Origin of the sequence: Streptomyces sp. 1114.5, assembly GCF_003635085.1 — a bacterium.
In the GTDB taxonomy this organism is placed as follows: Bacteria; Actinomycetota; Actinomycetes; order Streptomycetales; family Streptomycetaceae; genus Kitasatospora.
This window is the reverse complement of record NZ_RBXE01000003.1, coordinates 154,056-175,821: the sequence shown is the minus strand read 5'-3', so window position 1 is coordinate 175,821 and position 21,766 is coordinate 154,056. Positions and strand designations below refer to the sequence as shown.

The 21,766-nt window shown below is 72.2% G+C and carries 17 protein-coding genes; 12 read left to right on the top strand and 5 right to left on the bottom strand.

Annotated elements, in window-relative coordinates; genetic code table 11:
• Positions 1–37: 37 nt before the first annotated feature.
• The 3 genes from BX285_RS32120 to BX285_RS32110 all read left to right on the top strand — a co-directional run bounded on the left by BX285_RS32120 (position 38) and on the right by BX285_RS32110 (position 3,330).
• The gene (locus tag BX285_RS32120; RefSeq protein ID WP_121179201.1) at positions 38–1,318 is read left to right on the top strand and encodes a triacylglycerol lipase; all 1,281 of its coding nucleotides are present in this window, start codon (positions 38–40) and stop codon (positions 1,316–1,318) included.
• 10 nt (positions 1,319–1,328) lie between these two features.
• Positions 1,329–2,357 (top strand): alpha/beta fold hydrolase, encoded by a 1,029-nt coding sequence (locus tag BX285_RS32115; RefSeq protein ID WP_121179200.1) that lies wholly within the window; start codon positions 1,329–1,331, stop codon positions 2,355–2,357.
• 253 nt (positions 2,358–2,610) lie between these two features.
• Positions 2,611–3,330, top strand: coding sequence for a G1 family glutamic endopeptidase (locus tag BX285_RS32110; RefSeq protein WP_097240734.1), 720 nt, complete (start codon positions 2,611–2,613; stop codon positions 3,328–3,330).
• Positions 3,331–3,449: 119 nt separating this feature from the next.
• Here BX285_RS32110 and BX285_RS36955 read toward each other — a convergent pair whose 3' ends face one another.
• Positions 3,450–3,860 carry a hypothetical protein gene (locus BX285_RS36955; protein ID WP_147465266.1) on the bottom strand — a complete coding sequence of 137 codons (411 nt, stop codon included), beginning with the start codon at positions 3,858–3,860 and terminating at the stop codon, positions 3,450–3,452.
• Between the two features lie 280 nt (positions 3,861–4,140).
• Here BX285_RS36955 and BX285_RS32105 point away from each other — a divergent pair, with 280 nt between their 5' ends.
• A complete protein-coding gene (locus BX285_RS32105) occupies positions 4,141–6,882 on the top strand; it encodes a glycosyl hydrolase (RefSeq protein ID WP_121179199.1) in 2,742 nt (913 codons plus the stop codon).
• Positions 6,883–6,973: 91 nt separating this feature from the next.
• On the opposite strand, the gene BX285_RS32100 is transcribed toward BX285_RS32105, so the two are convergent.
• A complete protein-coding gene (locus BX285_RS32100; RefSeq protein WP_121179198.1) occupies positions 6,974–7,972 on the bottom strand; it encodes a LacI family DNA-binding transcriptional regulator in 999 nt (332 codons plus the stop codon).
• 281 nt (positions 7,973–8,253) lie between these two features.
• Between BX285_RS32100 and BX285_RS32095 the strand changes: the two genes are divergently transcribed.
• The 8 genes from BX285_RS32095 to BX285_RS32065 all read left to right on the top strand — a co-directional run bounded on the left by BX285_RS32095 (position 8,254) and on the right by BX285_RS32065 (position 18,692).
• Positions 8,254–9,573 carry an ABC transporter substrate-binding protein gene (locus BX285_RS32095; protein ID WP_143685899.1) on the top strand — a complete coding sequence of 440 codons (1,320 nt, stop codon included), beginning with the start codon at positions 8,254–8,256 and terminating at the stop codon, positions 9,571–9,573.
• Positions 9,574–9,577: 4 nt separating this feature from the next.
• A complete protein-coding gene (locus BX285_RS32090; protein WP_259470922.1) occupies positions 9,578–10,561 on the top strand; it encodes a carbohydrate ABC transporter permease in 984 nt (327 codons plus the stop codon).
• Between the two features lie 15 nt (positions 10,562–10,576).
• Entirely contained in the window at positions 10,577–11,422 is an 846-nt protein-coding gene (locus BX285_RS32085) for a carbohydrate ABC transporter permease (protein WP_097240739.1), read from the top strand.
• Positions 11,419–13,326, top strand: a complete 1,908-nt coding sequence (locus BX285_RS32080) for a DUF5107 domain-containing protein (protein ID WP_121179197.1) — start codon at positions 11,419–11,421, stop codon at positions 13,324–13,326. The genes BX285_RS32085 and BX285_RS32080 overlap by 4 nt, the downstream gene beginning before the upstream one ends.
• A 189-nt stretch (positions 13,327–13,515) precedes the next feature.
• Positions 13,516–14,184, top strand: a complete 669-nt coding sequence (locus tag BX285_RS32075) for a SigE family RNA polymerase sigma factor (protein ID WP_121179196.1) — start codon at positions 13,516–13,518, stop codon at positions 14,182–14,184.
• Positions 14,184–14,900: a hypothetical protein gene (locus BX285_RS37600; protein ID WP_097240742.1), complete on the top strand. Its 717-nt coding sequence runs from the start codon at positions 14,184–14,186 to the stop codon at positions 14,898–14,900. Before BX285_RS32075 ends, BX285_RS37600 begins: the two co-directional genes overlap by 1 nt.
• A gap of 159 nt (positions 14,901–15,059) precedes the next feature.
• On the top strand, positions 15,060–17,849 hold the full coding sequence (locus tag BX285_RS32070) for an Ig-like domain-containing protein (RefSeq protein ID WP_121179195.1): 2,790 nt from the start codon (positions 15,060–15,062) through the stop codon (positions 17,847–17,849).
• A 219-nt stretch (positions 17,850–18,068) separates the two neighbouring features.
• The gene (locus BX285_RS32065; RefSeq protein WP_097240744.1) at positions 18,069–18,692 is read left to right on the top strand and encodes a hypothetical protein; all 624 of its coding nucleotides are present in this window, start codon (positions 18,069–18,071) and stop codon (positions 18,690–18,692) included.
• 58 nt (positions 18,693–18,750) lie between these two features.
• Here the strand turns inward: BX285_RS32065 and BX285_RS32060 are convergent, their stop codons facing one another.
• The 3 genes from BX285_RS32060 to BX285_RS32050 are packed head-to-tail and all read right to left on the bottom strand — an operon-like array spanning position 18,751 to position 21,598.
• Positions 18,751–19,437 (bottom strand): LUD domain-containing protein, encoded by a 687-nt coding sequence (locus tag BX285_RS32060; protein ID WP_121179194.1) that lies wholly within the window; start codon positions 19,435–19,437, stop codon positions 18,751–18,753.
• Positions 19,434–20,882 (bottom strand): LutB/LldF family L-lactate oxidation iron-sulfur protein, encoded by a 1,449-nt coding sequence (locus tag BX285_RS32055; protein WP_121179193.1) that lies wholly within the window; start codon positions 20,880–20,882, stop codon positions 19,434–19,436. The genes BX285_RS32060 and BX285_RS32055 overlap by 4 nt, the downstream gene beginning before the upstream one ends.
• The gene (locus BX285_RS32050) at positions 20,879–21,598 is read right to left on the bottom strand and encodes a (Fe-S)-binding protein (RefSeq protein WP_121179192.1); all 720 of its coding nucleotides are present in this window, start codon (positions 21,596–21,598) and stop codon (positions 20,879–20,881) included. Before BX285_RS32050 ends, BX285_RS32055 begins: the two co-directional genes overlap by 4 nt.
• Positions 21,599–21,766 lie beyond the last annotated feature (168 nt).

The following is a 21,766-nucleotide window of genomic DNA, read 5'->3' as shown; positions in this document are numbered from 1 at the left end:
TGTCGCGCACTGGAGCCGAACGAGGAGGAGTGACCGCATGCGGAGGAACGGACGTGGTGGGCGGAGACGTCTGGGCTGGCTGCTCGCGAGCGTACTGGCGCTGATCGGTGCGGCCGTTCCGGCGGGGTCGGCCTCGGCGGCGGTGCCGTCCAACCTGACGCTGGAGGCGACCTACAGCCGTGTCGCCAACGGCTGGGACCGCGTCGAGCGCTACCTCGACACCACCCCCGGCTTCCGCCAGGAGCAGTATCCGCCGGACGGCCGCGGCAACCAGGACGGCCAGCGGCTCACCTTCTTCGGCGGCGTCAAGCAGCCCTTCTCCGGCCGTTTCCTGCTCTACTCCGCGCCGGGCTGGAACACCGGAGCGCGCCAGGTCCCGGTGCTGCTGGTGCACGGTGCCAACGACAATCCGGACCGGGCCTGGGCCAACCCCGGCGAGTCCGGCGGCTACGGCTGCGGCGCCGCCTCCTGCCCGGGCACCGGGCTGATGCAAACGCTGGCCGGGCAGGGCTACCGGGTCTTCGCGATCGGCTTCGCGCACAAGCAGGGCGACAACCTGATGCAGGCCCAGGAGGTCGGCGACGCGGTCGCGTTGATCCGCGCCAAGCTCGGTGTCCCGCGGGTGGACGTGGTGGGCTGGAGCAAGGGCGAGATGTCGGCCCGGGCCTACGTTTCCTCGGTCAAGCCCGCCTGGGGCCGCCCGTACGCGGGCGACGTGCGCAAGCTGATCACTCTCGGCGGTCCGAACGGTGGCTACGACTATCCCTTCGCGCACGGCTGGGCGCACGACTTCTCGATCTGGCCGCAGTGCGGTGGTGCGGTCAACGCCCCCTCCCCGCACCTGCACATGACCTGCTACGGCACCTACACCGCGCACCCGGAGTTCTCCTTCACACCGACGAGCGGCTACGACGACTACCCGGGGCAGCGGCAGATGCTGGCCCGCTGGGACTCGGCCTTCGGCGTCGACCAGACTCAGCAGGACTGGTACACGACCTACTACGGCGGGCAGGGCTTCTACACCGACGGCGGCGGCATCCAGGCCGCGATCGACGCCGGCTCGCTGATCGCCCCGCTGCACCAGGCCGGGGTGCCCTCCTCGGTCACGGCGTACCTGCTGGCCGGCGGCACGCCCAACGTCCTCGGGATCTTCAACGAGGACCGTGGCCCGAGCGACGGCGTGGTCTTCGTGGCCAGTGCGCTGGACACCACCGGTTTCGGCACCGTCGGCGGCACCACGCTGATCGCCTCGGCCAACCACCTGGAACTCGGCTGGGACAGCGCGGCGAGCGCGCAGGTCGCCGGCTGGCTGAACTGAGGAGATCCGGATGATCACCGATCGACTGGTAGCCACCGACCGGCTGACCGTGAACTACGCCGAGGTCGAGGGCCGGACCGGGGAGCCCGTGGTCCTGGTGCACGGCAACGTCTCCTCCGGCGTCTTCTGGCACTCGACGATGGCCGAACTCCCGCCGCGCTACCGGCCGTTGGCGCCCGACCTGCGCGGCTTCGGCGGCAGCGAGCCGCTGCCGGTGGACGCCACCCGGGGTCTGCGCGACCACAGCGAGGACCTGCTTTCCTTCGTGGCGGAACTGGCACTCGGCCCGGTGCACCTGGTCGGCTGGAGCATGGGCGGCGGCGTGGTGCTGCAACTGCTGCGCGACCGGCCGGAGCTGGTCCGCTCGCTCACCCTGGTCAACCCGGTCTCCCCGTACGGCTTCGGCGGCACCCACGGGGTGGACGGACGGCTCAACTCGCCCGACGGAGCGGGCTCCGGCGCCGGCGGTGCGGCCCCCGAGTTCGTCCGGTTGCTGCGCGAGGGCGAGCCGGGCGCCGGGTCGCCGTTCGCGCCGCGCTCGGTGCTGGACACCGCCTACGTCAGCGAGCCGCTCGCGGAGCCGGACCGCTATGTGGCGGCGATGCTGACCACCCGGACCGGCGAGGACCACTACCCGGGCGACAGCCGTACCAGCGAGGCCTGGCCGGGCTTCGGACCCGGCGAACGCGGGGTGCTCAACTCGATGGCGCCGACCCACTTCCGGATCGACGACCTGGAAGTGGTCGAGCCGAAGCCGCCGATCCTGTGGATCCGCGGCACGGCCGACGTGATCGTCTCCGACGCCTCGCTCTTCGACCTGGCCCACCTGGGGGCCATCGGTGCGGTTCCGGGCTGGCCCGGCGCGGACACGTGCCCGGCGCAGCCGATGGTGGCGCAGACCCGCGCCGTGCTGGACCGCTACGCCGCCGCGGGCGGCCGGGTGCGCGAGGTCGCGGTCGAAGGTGCCGGGCACAGCGTGCAGTTGGAGCGCCCGAAGGAGTTCCTGGCGGCGCTGGTGGAGACGCTGGGCGGGACGTGAGCACCTTGACGTCGGCGGTGTCGGCGCCGTCGGCGGCGTCGTTCCGGGGGCGGCGGGTCGTGTGAGCCCGCCGAACCGGACGGATCGTCAAGTGGTGTGCTCGACAGTGCAATGGCTTGGCCAACCTTGTCCCTGATCCTCTTGCCCAAGCCATGACAGGCGGCTCATCCTGAACTGCCACCCGTCAACGGCCGCCCCCACGGCCTTCGTTGGCGTGTGCGCTCCTGATCGTCCCCTCACGAAGGAGCCCAGCATGCGCAGATTCGTGATCCGCCTCGCCATTCTTGCCTCCGCGGCCACCACACTGGCCGCCCCCGCCGCCCCGACCGCCGCGGCGGCCGCCCAGGGGCTCGCGTTCCGCCCGCTGCAGTACAACACCAACGGCTACAACTGGGGCGGCTACGCAGCGACCGGCAGTGGCTTCAGTTCGGTCTCGGCGTCCTGGACCGAGCCAAATGCGACCTGCAACTCCACCAACGACCTCTACGCCCCGTGGGTCGGCATCGACGGGTACGGCTCCTCCAGCGTGGAGCAGACCGGGGTGGCCACCGACTGCTCCAGCGGCAGCCCCGTCGACCAGGCCTGGTACGAGATGTACCCGGCGAGCCCGGTCTACCTGAGCCAGAGTTCGTACCCGGTGTCGGCCGGCGACCACATCACCGCCTCGGTGACCTACGTCGGAAGCAACCGGTACACCCTCAAGCTGACCGACTCCTCACGGGGCTGGACCTACACCACCACCAAGTCCACCAGCGCCCAGCGGACCAGCGCCGAGGTCATCATCGAGTCGCCGACCGGCGCCTACCCCGACTTCGGGACGCTGACCTTCACTTCGGCCACCGTCAACGGCAGGTCCCTCGGCTCCGCCGGGCCGGTCGCCCTCGACCCCAGCTCCAACGGCGCCTACGAGGCCACCACCGGCGGCCTGGGCTCCAGCGGCACCAGCTTCACCGAAACGTTCCTCCAGGAGTAGCGACCCTGGGTGCCGGGGCGGGCGGATTGCCACCCGCCCGCCCCGGCACCGCCCCCCTTCGCCGGGTCGGGCGAGACCGACGGCGGCCGGCCCACCGTAGGGGTGGGTCGGCCGCCGCTTCAGCGCGCCGGGCCCGGGGGTGCGGCGGCGGAGCCGTGGACCCGGTCGGTCGGGTTCTCGACGTCGAGGGACGGCGTCGGCGCGGGCGCCGGCGTGGCAGCCACGGGAGGTGGAGTCGCGGTGCGGGACGGCGCCGTGGCGGCCGGGGCCGTCCGGGGCGGTGCGGGGGCGGCCGTGCCCGGGGCTGCCGGAAGAGCCGGCGAAGGTGCCGTCGTGGTGGCCGGTCCGGTGCCGGCCGTCGTCGGGGCCGTCGTCGGGGCTGCCGTCGAAGGCGGTGCCGTGACGGTGCTGGTGGGGGCCGCGGGCGGGCCGGGAGGCTGGTTGCCGCCCTTGCCCGGGTCGCAGGCCGAGGCGGTACCGAGCGCGGTGAGGACGAGGACGGCGATCCCCGCGGCTCTGTGTCGGTGCATGCGGTGGGATCTCCCGGTTGTGGCGGACGGTGTGGCCATGGGACGGGATCCGGGCGGAACCGGTTCCCCGGGCCTGGCCCCGACCCTTCCCGGGCCTGGCCCCGACCCTCCCCGATCGGCGCTGCCTCGACCGGGTGCGGCCGGTCGGCATTCCGTTGGCCTGAACTGATTTCACAGAATTGGTTTTAATCACTCGTTATGCCAATTCCCTTCCCAGCGTGCCATTTCACCGGCCAGGCTTCGATCTGCTCAAGTCGGGGTGCGCGATCGCGCACCCCGGATGCCCAGGGAGGACGCACCCGTGCCGAACAGGCAACGACGACGGCTGCTCATGAGCGCCGTCACGCTCACCGCTCTCGGCCTGACCACCACTCAGGCCCTCGCCGCACCCGCCGCACCGTCCGCAGCCCAGCCGGTCCCGGTGCAGCACCTGACCGAGATCGGTCAGAAGCACGCCCATAAGGTCAAGGGCAAGTCGGCAGCCGGCCAGGCCGTCTCCGCCAAGGCGTTCTCCGCCAAGGCCGAGTCCGGCGGGGACGAGGGCGACGAGGCGGAGAACTCCGCCGAGGGCACCGCGCAGTACACCGAGGCGCGCACCGCCCCCGGCGTGGTCGCTCCCGGTGCCTACGGCGCGGCCTGGGCGCAGCTGCAGTCGCTGCCGCACACCGGCGGCTCCTGGGACCACGTGACGAACAAGCCGTACAACGGCGACGACCCGCGCTACCGGGACGTCAACTCCAACTCCAGCGGTGGTGCCGGCTTCGTCACCGGCCGGATCACCGGCCTCGCGGCCGACAGCGACGGGTACGTCTACGCGGGCGGCGCCAACGGCGGGGTGTTCCGCTCCCGCACCGGCGGCGGGCACTGGGAGGCGATCGCCGACAGGCTGCCCACGCTGTCCACCGGCACCCTGAACCTCGACGGCGGCGGCCGGCTCTGGTACGCCACCGGCGAGTCCAACACCGGCGCGACCTCGTACGTCGGCACCGGCGTGTACGTCCTCGCGGACCCCAAGCACGGCGAGTTCCAGCCGGGCAACCGGGTCGGCGGCGCCGAGCTGGAGTCCACCACGATCCACCAGCTGCGCTTCGCCGGGGACAGGGTGTGGGCGGCCACCAACCGTGGCGTGTGGAGCCACTCCACCACCACGCTCTCGGGCCCGTGGACGCTGGAGTTCGCGCCCAACCCCGACTACCTGCCGGGCGGTTCGAAGGCGGGCGACCCGAGCGCGCCGTACAAGAACATCGCCAACGACGTCGCGATCGACCCCAAGGACCCGTCCAAGGTGATCCTGGCGGTCGGCTGGCGCGGCGGCGACACCTACAACGGCTTCTACGGCAAGGCCGCGGACGGCAGCTGGCAGCGCGTCGCCTCGCTCGGCGACCTGCCGACCGACGCCGCGAACGTCGGCAACGTGACCTTCGCCCGCTCGGCGGACGGCTCGCGCTACTACGCCATCGACCAGTCCCCGGACGTCATGGCGCACGACCCCGACACCGGCCTCAAGGGCATCTACGTCTCCACGTCCGGCTCCCCGTCCGGCCCGTGGACGCTGATCGCGGACAAGGACAAGCTCAAGGGCTCCGGCTCCGCGCTGCAGGACGACGGCTACCAGCCCGGCATCCAGTCCTGGTACAACCAGTTCCTCCAGGTCGACCCGGCGAACCCGGACCACGTCTGGGCGGGCCTGGAGGAGGTCTTCGAGACCACCGACGGCGGCGCCAAGTGGGCCACCATCGCCCCGTACTGGAACAACCCGTTCCCGTGCTGGAGCATCGACCCGGCCAAGCAGACCGGTGACTGCTCGCCGACCACGCACTCCGACCAGCACGCCGTCGCCGTCGGCAGCAGCCACGGCCAGGCCTCGGTGTACGTGGGCAACGACGGCGGCATCTACACCCGTCCGGTCAACGGTCAGCTGGACGCGGGCGGCCACGCCAAGGACTGGAAGTCCCTCAACGACGGCACGATCGACACCCTGCAGTACTACTCGGTCGGCGTCGGCAAGGACCCGGCGGACCGCTCCGGCAAGGGCGTGATCGTCAGCGGCGGTCTGCAGGACAACGGCGAGTCCATCCTGCGCGCCCACGACAAGGTGATGGGCTCCGACTTCGGCGGCGACGGCGCCGACACGATCGTCGACCCCGCCAACGGCTGCAACATCGCCGAGGAGTACGTCTACCTCGACATGTGGGTCACCCAGAACTGCGCGGTCAACGACGGCAGTTGGACGAAGGACCCGAGCAAGGCCACCTCCTACGAGGTCGCCCCGCCCGACAAGGACCTCGGCGGCGCCGGGGCCCGCTTCATCGCCCCGATCACCGCCGACCCGAAGAACGGCGACACCTGGATCGCCGGCGGCCGGCACGTCTGGGTGCAGCACAAGGGCTACGCGATCCGCAGCGGCAGCGAGTGGACCCCGGCGTACGACCTCGGCGAGGGCCACGTCGCCACCGCTGTCGCCACCGTCAACGGCACCGTCTACGCGGGCTGGTGCGGCCCGTGCAACAACGTCGGCTTCAGCCGGGGCATCGCCGTCGGCAAGACCGACGGCACCGGCTGGCACCAGCTCAACCTGCCCGTCGACGCCACCCTGCCCAACCGCTACGTCTCCTCCTTCGCGGTCGACGAGAACGACGCCCAGCACGTCTTCGTCTCCTTCAGCGGCTTCTCCCGCAGCTGGACCGAGGGCCCGGGCGCCGGCATCGGCCACCTCTTCGAGACCCACGACGGCGGCACGAGCTGGACCGACGTCTCGGCCAACCTGCCCGACGTCCCGGCCACCTCGATCAAGCTGCTGCCGAACGGCGGCCTCGCCCTCGGCACCGACCTCGCCGCCTTCTACCGCGCGCCCGGCACCAGCGACTTCAGGGTCCTCGGCAAGGGCCTGCCCACCACCTCGGTGCAGCAGCTGAAGATCGGCCCGGACGGCAAGCTCTACGCCGCCACCTTCGGCCGCGGCGTGTGGTCCTTCGACCTGCGCCGTCTCGGCCACGGCCGTTACGACGAGACGGACGACTGATCCGTTTCTGATCCCTTTCTGATCCGTTTCGCCGAGCGACACCGCCGGTGTGCGGACCGGGCATCCGACCGGTCCGCACACCGGCGGTTCTTCATCCCGGGGGACAGGTGCTGTCGCGGACGACCAGTTCGGGCCGCAGGAGTTGCAGTGAGTTGACCACCGTGCCGGACTTGGCGACGGCGCGCAGCAGCAGTTCGATCGCCAGGCGGGCCATCTCCTGCTTGGGGACGGCGACGCTGGTGAGGGCGGGCCGGGCAAGGCGGACTTCGGGGTTGTCGTCGTGGCCGACGACGGACAGGTCGCCCGGCACGGAACGCCCGGCGAACCTGGCGGCCTCCAGGGCGCCGAGGGCGAGGACGTCGTGGGTGGCGAAGACCGCGGTCAGGGCGGGGTCGGCGGCGAGGGCCGCGTCGGCCGCGGCGAAGCCGCCCGCGACGGTGGGTTCGGCTGCGGTGTGGACGGCGCGGTCGGGGACGGTGAGGCCGTCGGCGGCGAAGGCCCGCCGGAATCCGGCCACGCGGGGGGCGTGGTCGGGACTGGCCAGGACGGCCACCCGCTCGTGTCCGAGGGCCCGCAGGTGGCGTCCGGCCAGGTAGCCCGCGTGCTCGTAGTCGATGGTGACGACCGGGAAGGTGTCCGGCACGTCGCTCTCCCAGGCGCACAGTGCGACCGGGAACCGGGCGTCGGCCAGCAGCGGCAGGTGGCCGATCAGGTCGCGGTCCCCGGCGATCAGCAGGGCGTCCACCGAGCGGCTGGTGAGGCCGGCGAGGTGGCGGCGGGCGCGCTCGCCGTCCAGGCGGGTGGTGCACAGCAGCAGGTGGTAGCCGTGCTCCTCCAGGACGTCCTCGACGGCTTCGACGACGGCGGAGTAGAACGCCCCGGCGACGGTGGGCACGAACAGCCCCACGGTCCTGGTGCTGCCGGTGGCCAGTGAGCGGGCCACCAGGTTGGGGGTGTACCCGAGTTCGTCGATCGCGGCCCGGACCCGGGCTGCGGTCGCGGGCCGTACGGCGACCCGGCCGCTGATGACGTTCGAGACCGTCTGCTTCGTGACGCCGGCCCGTCGGGCCACGTCCTGCATCGTCACCATGAGCGCCCCACGATTTGACCGGTCAATCCTGATGACTCGACCGTAGGACCAGGGTTGAGGAGGAGTCAAGCCGTCCTGACAGGCCGTGAACTGGGCGACGGAAGCGGAGCGCGTACGACCGCTCGGGCCGGTCCGGCCAATATTGCCGGGTCTCTTGTTTTACCGGTCAAGTGAGCTATACGGTTCCCAACCATCCAGCGGGGCCGGGTCTGCCGCCTCCCTGCCCCCGACGTCTGCCTGCCCGGGCCCGCGCGGCCGTCGTGCCTCCGAGAGGACACCCCATGCGTAGATCAACCATGCCCGCCACCAGCCGCGTCCTGGGAGCCGCACTCGCCTCGGCACTCGCCCTCGGGGTCGGCGCATGCGGTTCCGGCTCCGGCTCGGACTCCGGCTCCGGCGGCGAGGCCAAGGCCGGGTCGAGCTTCACCTACTGGTCGATGTGGCGGGCCGAGGAGCCGCAGGCCCAGGTGCTGAAGGCCTCGATCGCGGACTTCACCGCCGCGACCGGCATCAAGGTCGACGTCAACTGGGCCGGCCGCGACGTCTCGAAGAAGATCGGCCCGGCGATCGCCGCCAACCAGGCGCCCGACCTGTGGGACCAGGCCAACGACGCGATCTTCGGCGCCGTCGCCTCGGCCGGCCAGGCCCGCGACCTGTCCGCCGTGCTGGCCATGCAGGTCCCCGGCGAGAACGTCCCGGTCTCCCAGGTGATCCCGGCCAAGTACTTCGACATGCTGCCGAAGGACCCGGCCGGGTCCAACCACTACGTCATCCCCTACGAGGTCGCCACCACCGGCCTCTACTACAACGCGGCCGACCCGGACATCGCCGCCGCCCTGCCCGCCGCCCCCGCCGACTGGGCGGGCCTACTGAAGGCCTGCGACGCGCTCAAGGCCAGGAACAGGCCCTGCATCGCCTCCGAGGGCGAGGACCCCTGGACCAACGGCCTCTACCTCGACTACCTGCTGAACGCGGGCGGCGTCGACGTCAGCAAGCTCGCCGCCGACAGGTCCGGCGCGGCCTGGGACGCCCCCGCCGTGCTGAAGGCGGCGCAGCAGGTCGAGCAACTGGTCAAGGGCGGGTACCTCATCCCGGGCTACGACGCGACCAAGTACCCGGCGCAGGAGACCAATTGGACGGCCGGCAAGGCGGCGCTCTACATGAACGGCAGCTGGGTCACCGCCGAGGTCGCCAAGCAGGTCCCGGCCGGCTGGACGTTCGGCTCGATCCTGCCGCCCGGCGTGAAGAGCCCGGACGCCGCACTGTTCGGCTTCTCGGTCCCGAAGAAGGCCAGGCACGCGGAGGCGGCCGAGCAGTTCATCGCCTTCTTCCTGCAGAAGAAGCAGATCGCCGGGATCTCGACCACCGCGCTCAACATCACCCCGCGCGAGGACATCCCGGCCCCGGCCGAACTCGCCGACGCTCAGAAGGCGTTGAGCGGTTCGACGGTCCGGCTGGCCTTCGACGGCGTGGCCGGCGACTGGTTGCCGAAGGTCCTCGACAAGAACTACCTGGACCTGTGGCACGGCAAGACCGGTGCGGAACAGTTCGTCGCCAAGTGCAAGGCCGACCAGGCCTCGTACTGGAAGACCCAGGGCTGAGCCGGTGCCCACCCTGCTCCGTGCCAGCCTCCGTGACAGCCCCCGGCCCCGGAGCGGGCCGGCCCGGCAGGCCCCACCGGCCTCGGCCCGCCGCGGCGCCGGCCCGCTGCAGGCCCGGCAGCGCCGGACGTTCTGGCCGTTCACCGCCCCCGCCCTGCTCACCTACGGGGTGCTGTTCCTCGCCCCGGTCGGGTACGCGGTCTGGACCAGCCTCCACAAGTGGGACGGCATGGGAACGATGCAGTGGCGTGGCCTGCGCAACTACCAACTCCTGTTCCAGGACCCGTACTTCCGTACCGCCCTGGTCAACACCCTGAAGCTGATGTTCGTCGGCGGCACGGTCACCTTCGCCATCAGCTTCGCGCTGACCCTGGTGCTGCGCGAGATGCGGGCCAGACTGTTCGCCAGGTCCGTGCTGTTCTTCCCGTGCCTGGTCAACGGCATGGTCTTCGGCATCGCGGCGGGCTTCCTGTTCTCGCCGACCGGCCCGGTCGACCAGGTGCTGCACGTCCTCGGGGTCACCACGCCGCCGAAGTGGCTGTCGACGGACAACCTGCTGCCGATGATCCTGTCCACACTGATCTGGACGGCGACCGGCTACTACACCTCCATCATCATGGCCGCCGTCGACCAGATCCCGCAGTACCTCTACGAGGCGGCCGAACTCGACGGCGCGAACGCCTTCCAGCGCTTCCGCCACGTGACCCTGCCCTGCGCCTGGGACGTCGTCTCGGTGTGCGCGGTGCTGTGGACGGTCAGCTCGGTGAAGATCTTCGAGCTGATCCTGCTGTTCGGCGGCACCAGCAGCGCCTACCCGCCGGCCGACAGCTGGAACACCGCCATGTACGTGTACGCGGAGGCGTTCCCCCAGGCCACGACGCCGAGGCTCGGGACGGCCACGGCAGCGGCGATCGTCAGCCTGCTCATGGTCACCGTGGTGACGCTGGTCCTGCGCCGGCTGATGCGCCGCGATCCCGTCGAGTACTGAGAAAGGTCACAGCCCGTGCAAACCCAACGCCGGTCGAGCGGCCCGGTCAGACCGATCGCCACGGCGCTCGTCTGGTGCGTGGTGGCGGCGGACCTCCTGCTGATCGCCTGGATCGCGCTGACCTCGCTGCGCGGCAGCTCCGACATCCTCCGGCAGGCCTTCGCACTGCCGGCGCCGCCCCGCTTCGACAACTACGCCAGGGCCTTCCAGGACGGCGGCTTCGGGCCCGCGGCGTTCAACAGCGTCATCGCCGCGGTGGTCTCCTCCGTCCTCGCCGTCGTCATCGCCGCACCCTGCGCCTACGCGCTGGCACGCCGCCGCTCGCGGGTCTCCTCCGCACTCACGGTGTCCTTCGCGATGGGCCTCGGCGTGCCCGGCCAGGTGCTGGTGGTGCCGCTGTTCGTCGGCCTGGCCCAGGTGAACCTGCTGGACAGCCGGTTCGGCCTGATCCTGGTCTACGTCGGCCTGGCCATGCCCTTCACCGTGTTCGTCCTGACGGGGTTCTTCAGCGGGATCCCGACCGTGCTGGAGGAGGCCGCCGCCCTGGACGGCGCCGGGCCGCTGCGCACCTTCGTGCAGGTCGTGATCCCGGTCGCCCGCGGCGGCCTGATCACCGCGTTCCTGCTGCAGTTCATCAGCTCCTGGAACGAGACGCTGTTCGCCCTCGTCCTGACGCACAGCCAGGACCGGATCACCCTGCCGGTGGCGCTCTCCCAGTTCGTCGCCGCCGCGCAGCTCAACGGCATGGACTACGGCACGATGTTCGCCGGAGTCTGCATCATCCTCGCCCCGATGATCGCGCTCTTCTCCTGGCTGGGAACGCGGATCATCCAGGGCATGACCATGGGAATCGGCAAATGACCTCGACCCTGCGCACCGACGTCCTGCGGATCGAGGGGGCCGGAGACCCGGTCGGCACCCTCCCCATCCTGCACGGAATCCCGTCCCGGGTCGCCGACGGCGTCGGCATCGACGCCGAGATGCGCCGCAACCTCGCCTACGGAGCACCGCACTCGCTGCTGCCCTACACCCGGCAGGACGGCTACGACCGCACCCGCACCGAGCGCGAACTGCCCACCGTGGTGCTGGAGAACGACGTCCTCACCGCCACCTTCCTGCCCGGCTACGGCGGCCGCCTCTGGTCGCTGGTCCACCGGCCGAGCGGCCGCGAACTGCTCCACCGCAACCCGATCCTGCAGCCGGCCAACCTCGCGCTGCGGGACGCCTGGCCGGCCGGCGGCGTGGAGTGGAACCTCGGCACCACCGGCCACTGGCCGCTGACCTGCGAGCCGCTGCACGCGGTCCGCGCGAGCGCGCCGGACGGCACCCCGGTGCTGCGGATGTTCGCCTACGAGCGGCTGCGCGGCCTGATCCTGCGGATGGACACCTGGCTTCCGGCCGGCTCGCCGGTCCTGTTCGTCCACGTCGCCGTGCACAACCCGTCCACCGAGGAGGCCCCGGTCTACTGGTGGTCGAACATCGCCGTCCCGCAGGCCGCGGACGTACGGGTGCTCGCCCCGGCCGACCACGCCTTCCACTGCGACTACGTCAGCGAGCTCAGGCGCGTGCCGTTCCCGGCCGTCACGGGCGGGGAGCACAGCAGGGACCACAATAGGGACCACAGCTACCCCGGCCGGGCCGGTGCCGCCGCTGACTACTTCCTCGACCTCCCTGCCGGCGAACGCCGCTGGATCGCGGCCCTGGACGGGACCGGAGCAGGCCTGGTCCAGACCTCCACCGAGCGGCTGCGCGGCCGCAAGCTCTTCTGCTGGGGCACGGGCACCGGCGGCAGGCACTGGCAGGAGTGGCTGTCCGGGCCCGGCTCCGCGTACCTGGAGATCCAGGCCGGACTCGCCCGCACCCAGCTGGAGCACCTGCCGATGCCCGCCGGCGCGACCTGGTCCTGGGTCGAGGCGTACGGGATGCTCGAAACCGACCCCTCGGCCGTGCACGGGCCCTGGGAGCAGGCCCGGTCGGCCGCCGCCGACGCCCTCGACCTGCTCGTCCCGGCCGAAGGGCTGGAGCGGGCGCTCGCCCTGGCCGGCCAGTTCGGCGAGCCGCAGGAGGTCCTGGCGCAGGGCGACGGCTGGGCCGCCCTGGAGATCGAGGCGGGCAGCTTCGCCCCGTCACCCCTGCTGCCCTTCGGCGTGCCCGGCGCCCAACAGCAGCCCTGGCGGCACCTGTTGGCGACCGGCACCCTGCCGATCAGCGACCCGCCGGCCGCCCCCGTCACCGGAGCACGCTGGCGCGCACTGCTGGAGGAGGGCGCGAACGACTGGCACGCCCTCTACCACCTCGGCCTGGTCCGGCTCGCCGACGGCGAACCCGACGCGGCCCGCCGGGCGTGGCAGCGTTCGCTCGCCGAGCGGCGGTCGCCGTGGGCCCTGCGGGCGCTGGCCTTCCTGGCCGCCACGCCGGACGAAGCCGCGGACCTGATGGCCGAGGCACACCGACTGCGCCCCGACCTGAGGGAGTTGACCACCGAGGTGCTGGACGCCCTGCTGCGGGCCGACCGCGCGAAGGACGCCCTCGCCGCCATCCGGGCCCTGCCCGCCGCCGCCCGCGGCCACGGCCGGATCCGCCTGGCCGAGGCGGAGGCCGCGCACGCCCTCGGCGACCACGACCACGTCCGACGGTTGCTGGCCGAGGGGATCCGCGTCGACAACATGCGCGAGGGCGAGGTCTCCCTCGACACCCTCTGGCTGGCCGTCCACCCGGACCGGCCGGTCCCGCCGCACTACGACTTCCGGATGTCTCAGGGCTGAACCCGGTCGGTCGGCGTTCGTCGGCGCCAGGTCGGCGCCAAGGTCGACGAAGGTGTCTGTCGAAGCGGTCACTCCGGAGGCATGACCTCACAACCTCGCGACGGGTGTGCAACCTTTCCGCTGTCGCGGCGGTGAGTAGGGCAGAGCGACGGTCCGGCAGGGTCGTCGTGCGGACGGAAGAGGAAGCGGATGACCCTGAGCGCATTGCACATCCCGGTGGAGGAGGAACCTCCCCGGCCCGTCGAGGCAGCGGCACTGGCTGCCGTGACCGGCACCGACCGTTGGGGGCTCGACTTCGAGGAGTTCGCCGCCACCCGCTGGCGGCGGCTGGTGCGCACCGCCTACCTGCTCACCGGCGACCACCACGAGGCCGAGGACGTGGTGCAGGCGACCTTCGCGAAGGTCTTCCGGAGCTGGTCCCGGATCAGTCGCCTGGACGAGCCGGACGCCTACGTCCACCGGGCCCTGGTGAACAACAACCTGAGCCGTCACCGGCGGCGCCGGGTCAGGCAGTTGCTCGTGCCCGTCCTCCCCGACCGGGCGCACACCGCGGGCGGCGGCCACGGGGCCGTCGAGGAGCGCTCGGTGCTGCTCCAGGCGCTGGCGGAACTGCCGCCCCGCCAGCGGGCCGTGGTCGTCCTGCGGTACTGGGAGGACATGGGCGAGCAGCAGGTCGCCGAGGTGCTCGGCTGCTCGCTGGGCAATGTGAAGAGCCAGGCCAGCCGCGGCCTTTCGAAGCTGCGCGGCCATCCGGCCCTGGCCTCGTACGCAACGGAGGCAACGGAGGCAACGGACAGCGACAGCACCGGTCCGACGACCGGCAGCACGACCGACCGCACGAACGGAGGCGACAGGTGATGGACACCCAGCACATGGACACCGAGGACATGCTGCGCGGAGCGCTGCGGGACGAGGCGGACGGCCTCGCGGTGGGGGAGTGGACCGTCGGGCCCCTCCGGGAGCACGTCCGCCGGCAGCGGCGCGGGCGCCGGGTGGTGACGGGCGTGTCGGCCGTGGTGGCCGCGCTCGCGGTGGTGGCCGGTACGGGCGCGGTGCTGTCCGCGCAGCACGGGCCCCGGGCCGTCGGGCCGGCGGCGCAGGCCCCGCTGGTACCGGCGGAGCCGGCGCCCGAGCCGGTGGTGCTGGAGCCCGGTCAGCAGCTGCCGTTGGGCCGCCAGGACTGGTGGATGCAGCTGAAGGACCAGGAGATCTGCATCCACGACGCCCCCTCGTACAAGACCGGGCCGGGCTGCGGCGGATACTCCTGGGCGGCGGGTTCGACCGGGATGGCCATGCAGTACCTCGCGAACCTGCCGCAGGGCGAGGAGGGTCTGTACAACCTCGTCTACCACGGGCCCGGCCCGGTGGCCCGGATGACCGTGGAGCTGGGCGGCCGGGCCTACTGGGCCGCCGTCGTCACGCTCCCCGGCACCCCGGGCTACGCCACCGGCTACGCCTGGGCGCCCAGTCTCAGGGCGACCGGCGACCCGAAGATCTACCCGGCCGAGGGCGTCAGGATCACCGCGTACGACGCCCAGGGCGGGGTCCTGGCGACCAAGATCCTGACATCCTGACCGGTACCGCCAGTACTGCCGGTACCGCCGGTACCGCTGCTCGGCCGTCTGCGGTACTTCCGTGAGCGAACGTGTCCATGTCGGGGGTGCCGGAGCACCAGTCGTCCTTCTCGATCACACAATGTGACGGCCATGTCACGTGATCGAAAGGACCGACCTGTGGCACCCGCACACCGACGGAGACCGATCCCTCCCGGACGCCCCCGCAGACCCTCCCTCAGGCGCCCGCTCGGCGCGGCCCTCGCGCTCTCGCTGGCCGCCGGACCGCTGCTGCTGTCCGTACAGGCCTGGGCCGGCGAGAGCGCCGCGCCGCCGCCGAACCCGACCACCACCGCGAGGTCCGGCGGCGCCACCGACCAGCCGCCGGACCGGACGGACCGCCCGGGACCGGAGGCGCCCCGGCTGGTCAGGCCGCTGCAGCGGGTGCCGGGGCTGACCATCATCGACGCGGACGCCTCCGCCAGCTCCACCCCGACCTTCGGCGAGCCGTCGATCGCGATCAACCCCGCCAACCCCCAGCAGATCGCCATCACCCGCTTCGGCCCCATCCCGGGATCGCGCTGGAACAACGCCGCCCAGCTGCTCTACTCCACCAACGGCGGCACCAGCTGGACCCCCGAGTCGGCCATCCCGGTCCCGCCGGGCGTCCCCGGCACCTCCGGCGGGCCGTGCGACCAGACGATCGACTACGGCCGCAACGGCACCCTCTACGGCACCTTCCTCACCTGCAACACCGGCGCCAACGTGGTGGTTACCGGCTCGACCACCGACCCCACCAAGGCCTCGTCGTGGGCGTGGAACAACCCCACGCCCACCACCACCCAGCTCACCACCGGCACGCACCCGTTCAACGACCAGCCCTGGCTGATCACCAACCCCGACACCGCCACCCCGACCCAGGACAACGTCTACGTCGGCTACCAGGACTTCAACGCCACCGGCACCACGGCCAGTCCGCACGACCGGGTGAACGTCGCCCGCAACCACGCCAGCCCGGTCGACTTCCCCGCCGCCAACGACGTGGGGGTCGGATCGGGGGCCCTGAACGACGGCATCAACGGCGGCCTCCGGCTGGCCGGCGACCCGCGCAACGGCGCCGTGTACGCCCTCTACCAGCAGGGCGGCAGCAACACGGTCAGCCAGCCCCAGCCCGTCACCATCAGGATCAACCGGTCCACCGACGGCGGCCGGACGTGGGACCTGGGCAACCCCCGCTCCCCCAGCACACCCCCGACCACGGCCACGGACGGCGTCACCGTCGCCTCGGTCAGCAGCGACCAGGGCAACCAGGGCTTCAAGTTCGGCGGGGTCAACGCGCTGATCGGCGGCATCCACCACGCCGCCGTCGACCCGACCAGCGGCGACGTGTTCGTCGCGTACGGCGTCGACGTCTCGGGCACCAACCAGATCCGGCTGCGCCGGCTCACCGACAACGGCGCGAACGACCTCACCATCGGCTCCGAGGTGAACGTCTCCACCTCGACGAACGCGGCGCTGCCGTCCGTCGCGGTGCTCAGCGACGGCACCGTCGGGGTCCTCTACCTGACCTCCGACGGCAACAACACCAACGGCTTCCCGATCTTCACCGCGCACCTCGCCCGGAGCTTCGACCACGGCGCCACCTTCACCGACTTCCAGCTGCGCTCCTACACCACGCCGGTGGGCACCGCCGGATTCCCCACCGAGCGGCTGTTCGGTGACTACGAGCAGCTCAAGGCGGTCGGCACCACCTTCTACGGCGCGTTCGTCGGCAACCTCAACGGCACCGGCCAGACCACGGCCCAGCCGACCGACACGATCTTCTTCAGCGTCCCGAAGACGGCGACCAGCTCGACGCTCACCTCCTCCGCCGACCCGTCCGTCTACGGGCAGCCGGTGACCTTCACCGCCACCGTCGTACCGACCCCGGACGGCGGAACGGTCACGTTCAAGGTCGACGGCACCCAACTCGGCAGCCCGGTGCCGGTCGACACCACGACCGGGAAGGCCACCTCGGCCGCCATCTCCTCGCTGACCGTCGGCGACCACACCGTCGAGGCCACCTACAGCGGTGACCTCGACTTCCAGGGCAACACGGCCATGAGCCTGACCCAGACCGTCACCCAGGCCTCCGTCACCACCACGCTCGCCTCCTCGGACGGCGGCCAGGCGGCCTTCGGACAGCCCGTCACCTTCACCGACACGGTCTGCCCGGCGCCCCCGAGCACCGACCCGGCCCTGCCGCCCTCCGGGACGGTGACGTTCCGGGACGGCTCCACCGTGCTCGGCACCGGTACCCTCGCCCCCGGTGGCGGCGCCCACTGCGGTCAGACCCAGGTGACCTTCGCCGACCTGCTCCCCGGCAGCCACACGATCACCGCGCAGTACAGCGGTGACGGCAACTTCCTGGCGGGCGGGCCGGAAACCCTCACCGAGATGGTGACCTGCGCCAACGTCATCACCGGTGACGTCCGCGGCGGCGTGGACGCGACCGCGCCGAGCACCTGCGTCATCGACGCCACCGTGCACGGGTCGGTCCACGGCGCGGCCGGCGGGGCCCTGTTCATCGGCCACTCCACCGTCTTCGGCGATGTGCACTCCGAGCACGGCACGCTCTTCGCCATGTGCGGCTCCACCTCCACCGGCACGGTGGAGGTGGGTGGTGCGAGCGGGTTCGTCCTCGTCGGCGACCCGGGTGACGACCGCTGCACCGGCAACCGGGTCAACGGCTCCGTCCACCTCATCGACAACCACGCGGGCGCCGAGCTGATCGCCAACCGGATCGGCGGCTCGGTCGAGGTCAACGGCACGACCGGCACCGGTCCGTTCCCCGAGGACACCCAGGCCGAGATCGAGGGCAACACGATCGGTGGCTCGCTCCACTGCACCGGCAACAACCCGCCGCCGACCAACGGCGGTCACCCCAACACCGTCCACGGCACGCGCACCGGGCAGTGCGCCAATCTGTGAACCGGTGAACCGGTGAACCGGTAAGTCGATCCGAGTCGACCCGAGGGGTCCGGCGCCGCGCGCCGGGCCCCTCGGCATGCCCGCCCCCGTACCCGCCCGGAATCTGTCGATCAGCCGGAGTTTCCCGGTTTCGGTGGCGCCCGGCCGGCCGCTGAGGGATCGTCGGTCAACGACGCCCAACCGGGCGGGCAGCGTCAGGTCGACGCCGAAAGGGGTGCCGTGGTGCAGCAGACGTGGACGACGGACGAGTTCGGAACCTCGCACGAAGGCAGGGTCGGCGTGCTCCTGGCCGACGGCACCACCCCACGCCCGGTCACCTACCCGACGGCGAGCGGCGGCGGCGGATCGAGTACGTCGTACTGGACGGCCTACACCGGAGACCGCTTCGGCCTCGCCCCCAGGGCGCACGCGCTGCGCCCGGTCTGCTCCTGCGGGTGGACCGGACCCGAGCACCGGGTCGACTGGCCCGAGCCCGACGAGGAGGGCGAGGACGGCAAGGCGGAGTTCGGCGACCAGGCCTACGACGCGGCCGACGCCTGCCAGGACGAATGGGACGAGCACATCGCCGAGGTGGAGCGGTCGACGGTGCCCCTTCCCGAGGCGGTCACCGAACTCCTGCGCCGGCTGGGCGAGGAGATCGAGACCCTGGGGGACAGCTCCCCGCTGGCGGCCCTGCGGGCGGCCCACCAGCTGGAGGTGACGGCCAAACAGGCCGGCTACTGGCCCGCCTGCGCGGTCCGGCGCGAGGTCAGCCGCGAGCGGGCCGCGGCCGCCCTCGGCCTCGACGAGGACGGCGTCCGCCGCCTGCTGTCCCACTTCGACGGCGCGGACTTCTACAGCTGACCCCACGGTTGACCTGGGCGGCCAACCGACCGACCGGCCCCGCGCGCCGCCCGGGCCGTCAGGCCGGCGGGTCCGCGACCAGGACGACGTCGAGGCGGCGGGGGCCGTGGACGCCTTCCACCCGGTCGAGTTCGATGTCGCTGGTGGCGGAGGGCCCGGAGATCCAGGTCTGCGGGCGGGCGGGGTCGAGCCGGGGGAGGGCGCGGGGCAGGGAGGCGACGACCTGCTCGGCGCGGACCACGCAGACGTGGTGGTCCGGGACGAGGCTGAGGATGCGCCGGCCCTGGCCGGGGCCGGCGTCCAGGACGATGGTGCCGGTCTCGGCGACGGCGAGGGTGCAGCCGGTCAGTGCGCTGTCGATGCGGTCCAGCACTTCGGCCGTGAGCGCCGACCCGTCGGTCCCGTCGGTTCTGTCGGTGTGCAGGCGAACGTCGCCGACGGCCGACAGCCAGCCGGCGGGCAGGTCGGCGGGGACGGCCAGCGAGCGGGTGCCGTGTTCGCGCAGCAGGCGGCCGATCACCTCGGGGAGCTCGCGGGTGGTGGCGCGGTGGACGTGGGCCCGGTAGTCGGCCAGGTTCTCGGCCAGCGCGGCGAGCAGGGTCGGACGGTCCTCGGGCAGGTGCGCCGGGAGGTACGGGCGGCGCAGCGGCGGGTCCTCCGCGGCGGGGGAGTCGGCGCCCGCGGGGACGTCGGCGAGGGCGGTGCGGATGCGGGCGAGGACCCGTGCGCGGGAGTCGTTCGTCACGGGGTGTTCTCCTGTCCTCGGTTCTGTGTCCACCAGTCGCGGAAGGACCGTTCGGGCAGCTTCGGCAGGTCGCGGGTGTCGCTCCAGGCCTTGGCCGGGCCGGGCAGCGGCAGCCGGCGGGGCTGGAGGCGGCGGGTGCGGGCGGCCGCGCGCAGCGCCGTGCGGTAGGCCGCCGGGTGGTCGAGCAGCCAGGTCGCGGCCCGTACGGCGGCCCGCTCGGCGCGGTGGGCCCGGCGGCCGGCCCCGTGCTCGGCGACCTGTTCGCGCAGGTGGACCAGTACCTCGGGGATGTCGATGGCGACCGGGCAGACCTCGTAGCACGCCCCGCAGAGGGTGGAGGCGTACGGCAGTGAGGCGTCCACCTCGCTGGTCAGGCCGCGCAGTTGGGGCGTGAGGATGGCGCCGATCGGCCCCGGGTAGGGGGAGCCGTAGGCGTGGCCGCCGGCCCGCTCGTACACCGGGCAGACGTTGAGGCAGGCGGAGCAGCGGATGCAGCGCAGCGCCTGCCGGCCGATCTCGTCGGCGAGGGTGTCGGTGCGGCCGTTGTCGAGCAGGACGAGGTGGAAGTCGCGCGGCCCGTCGCCGTCCGTGGTGCCGGTCCAGATCGAGGTGTACGGGTTCATCCGCTCGGCGGTGGAGGAGCGGGGCAGCAGTTGGAGGAAGACCTCCAGGTCCTGCCAGGTGGGGATCACCTTCTCGATGCCGACGACGGAGATCAGCGTCTCGGGCAGGGTCAGGCACATCCGCCCGTTGCCCTCGGACTCCACCACCACCAGGCTGCCGGTCTCCGCGACGATGAAGTTGGCGCCGGAGACGGCGACCTTCGCGCGCAGGAACTTCTCGCGCAGGTGCAGCCGGGCGGCCTCGGCCAGTTCGGCGGGCGAGTCGGTCAGGCCTTCGGGCGCGGGCCGGCCCCAACGGCCCATCGCCTCCCGGAAGATGTCGCGGATCTCGCCGCGGTTGCGGTGGATCGCGGGGACCAGGATGTGCGAGGGCAGGTCGTCGCCCAACTGCACGATCAGCTCGGCCAGGTCGGTCTCGTACGCGGTGATGCCCTCGGCGGCCAGCGCCTCGTTCAGGCCGATCTCCTGGGTCGCCATCGACTTGACCTTGACCACCTCGCGCTCGCCGGTGGCCTTGACCAGCTCGGCGACGATCCGGTTGGCCTCGGCCGCGTCCGCCGCCCAGTGGACGGTGCCGCCGGCGGCGGTGACGGCGGCCTCCGCCTGCAGCAGGTAGTGGTCGAGCCGGTGCAGCGTACGGTCCTTGATCTCCTTGCCGGCTTGGCGCAGTTGTGCCCAGTCGGCGAGTTCGCTGACCGCCCTGGCGCGCTTGTCGCGGATGGTGTGGGTGGCGTGGGTGAGGTTGGCGCGCAGCTGCGCGTTGCGGGTCGAGACGGCGGCGGCCTTCGGGAAGGCGGGCATGCCGAGGTAGGTGCCGGTCATGCCAGGGGCTCCGTCTCGGTGGAGGCGAGGATCTCGGCGAGGTGGACGGTGCGCAGCGGCGCGTCCTGGCGGCGCAGGGTGGCGCCGAGGTGCATCAGGCAGGAGTTGTCGGCGCCGCAGAGCACGTCGGCGCCGGTGCCGAGGGCGTTGCGGATCTTGTCCGCGCCCATCGCGGCGGACACGGCCGGGTTCTTGACCGCGAAGGTGCCGCCGAAGCCGCAGCACTCCTCGGCGCCCGGCAGCTCCACCAGCGTGAGCCCGCGGACCGCTCGCAGCAGCCGTAGCGGCCGGTCGCCCAGGCCGAGCATCCGCAGGCCGTGGCAGGAGGGGTGGTAGGTGACGGTGTGCGGGTAGTACGCGCCGACGTCGGTGACGCCGAGCACGTCGACCAGGAACTCGGTCAGCTCGTACACCCGGCCGGGCAGCGACTCGGTCTCGGGCAGGCCGAGCTTGGGGTAGTTGTCCCGGATCATCGCCGCGCAGGAGCCGGACGGGGTGACGACGTGGTCGTAGCCGGCGAAGGCGGCGGCGGTGCGGCGGGCCAAGGGCTCGGCCTCGCGCCGGTAGCCGGTGTTGAACTGGGGCTGCCCGCAACAGGTCTGGGCCTGCGGGAAGTCGACCTCGACACCGAGCCGTTCCAGCAGCCGCACCACCGCCCGGCCGGTGTCCGGGTACACGGCGTCGTTGACGCACGTGACGAAGAGTGCGATCCGCACGGCGGCTGTCCCTTCCACCCAGGGTCGTAGCTTGGTCTGACCATACGATGGTCACCGCGCTCTGCGGGCGTCTTCACTCGGACAGGGGCTTGTGTGCCGAAGCGGTTGGCCGTGAAATGGTGCGGTTACCAACTGTGATCGATCCGGCACTCTGCGAGGGCGTTGATG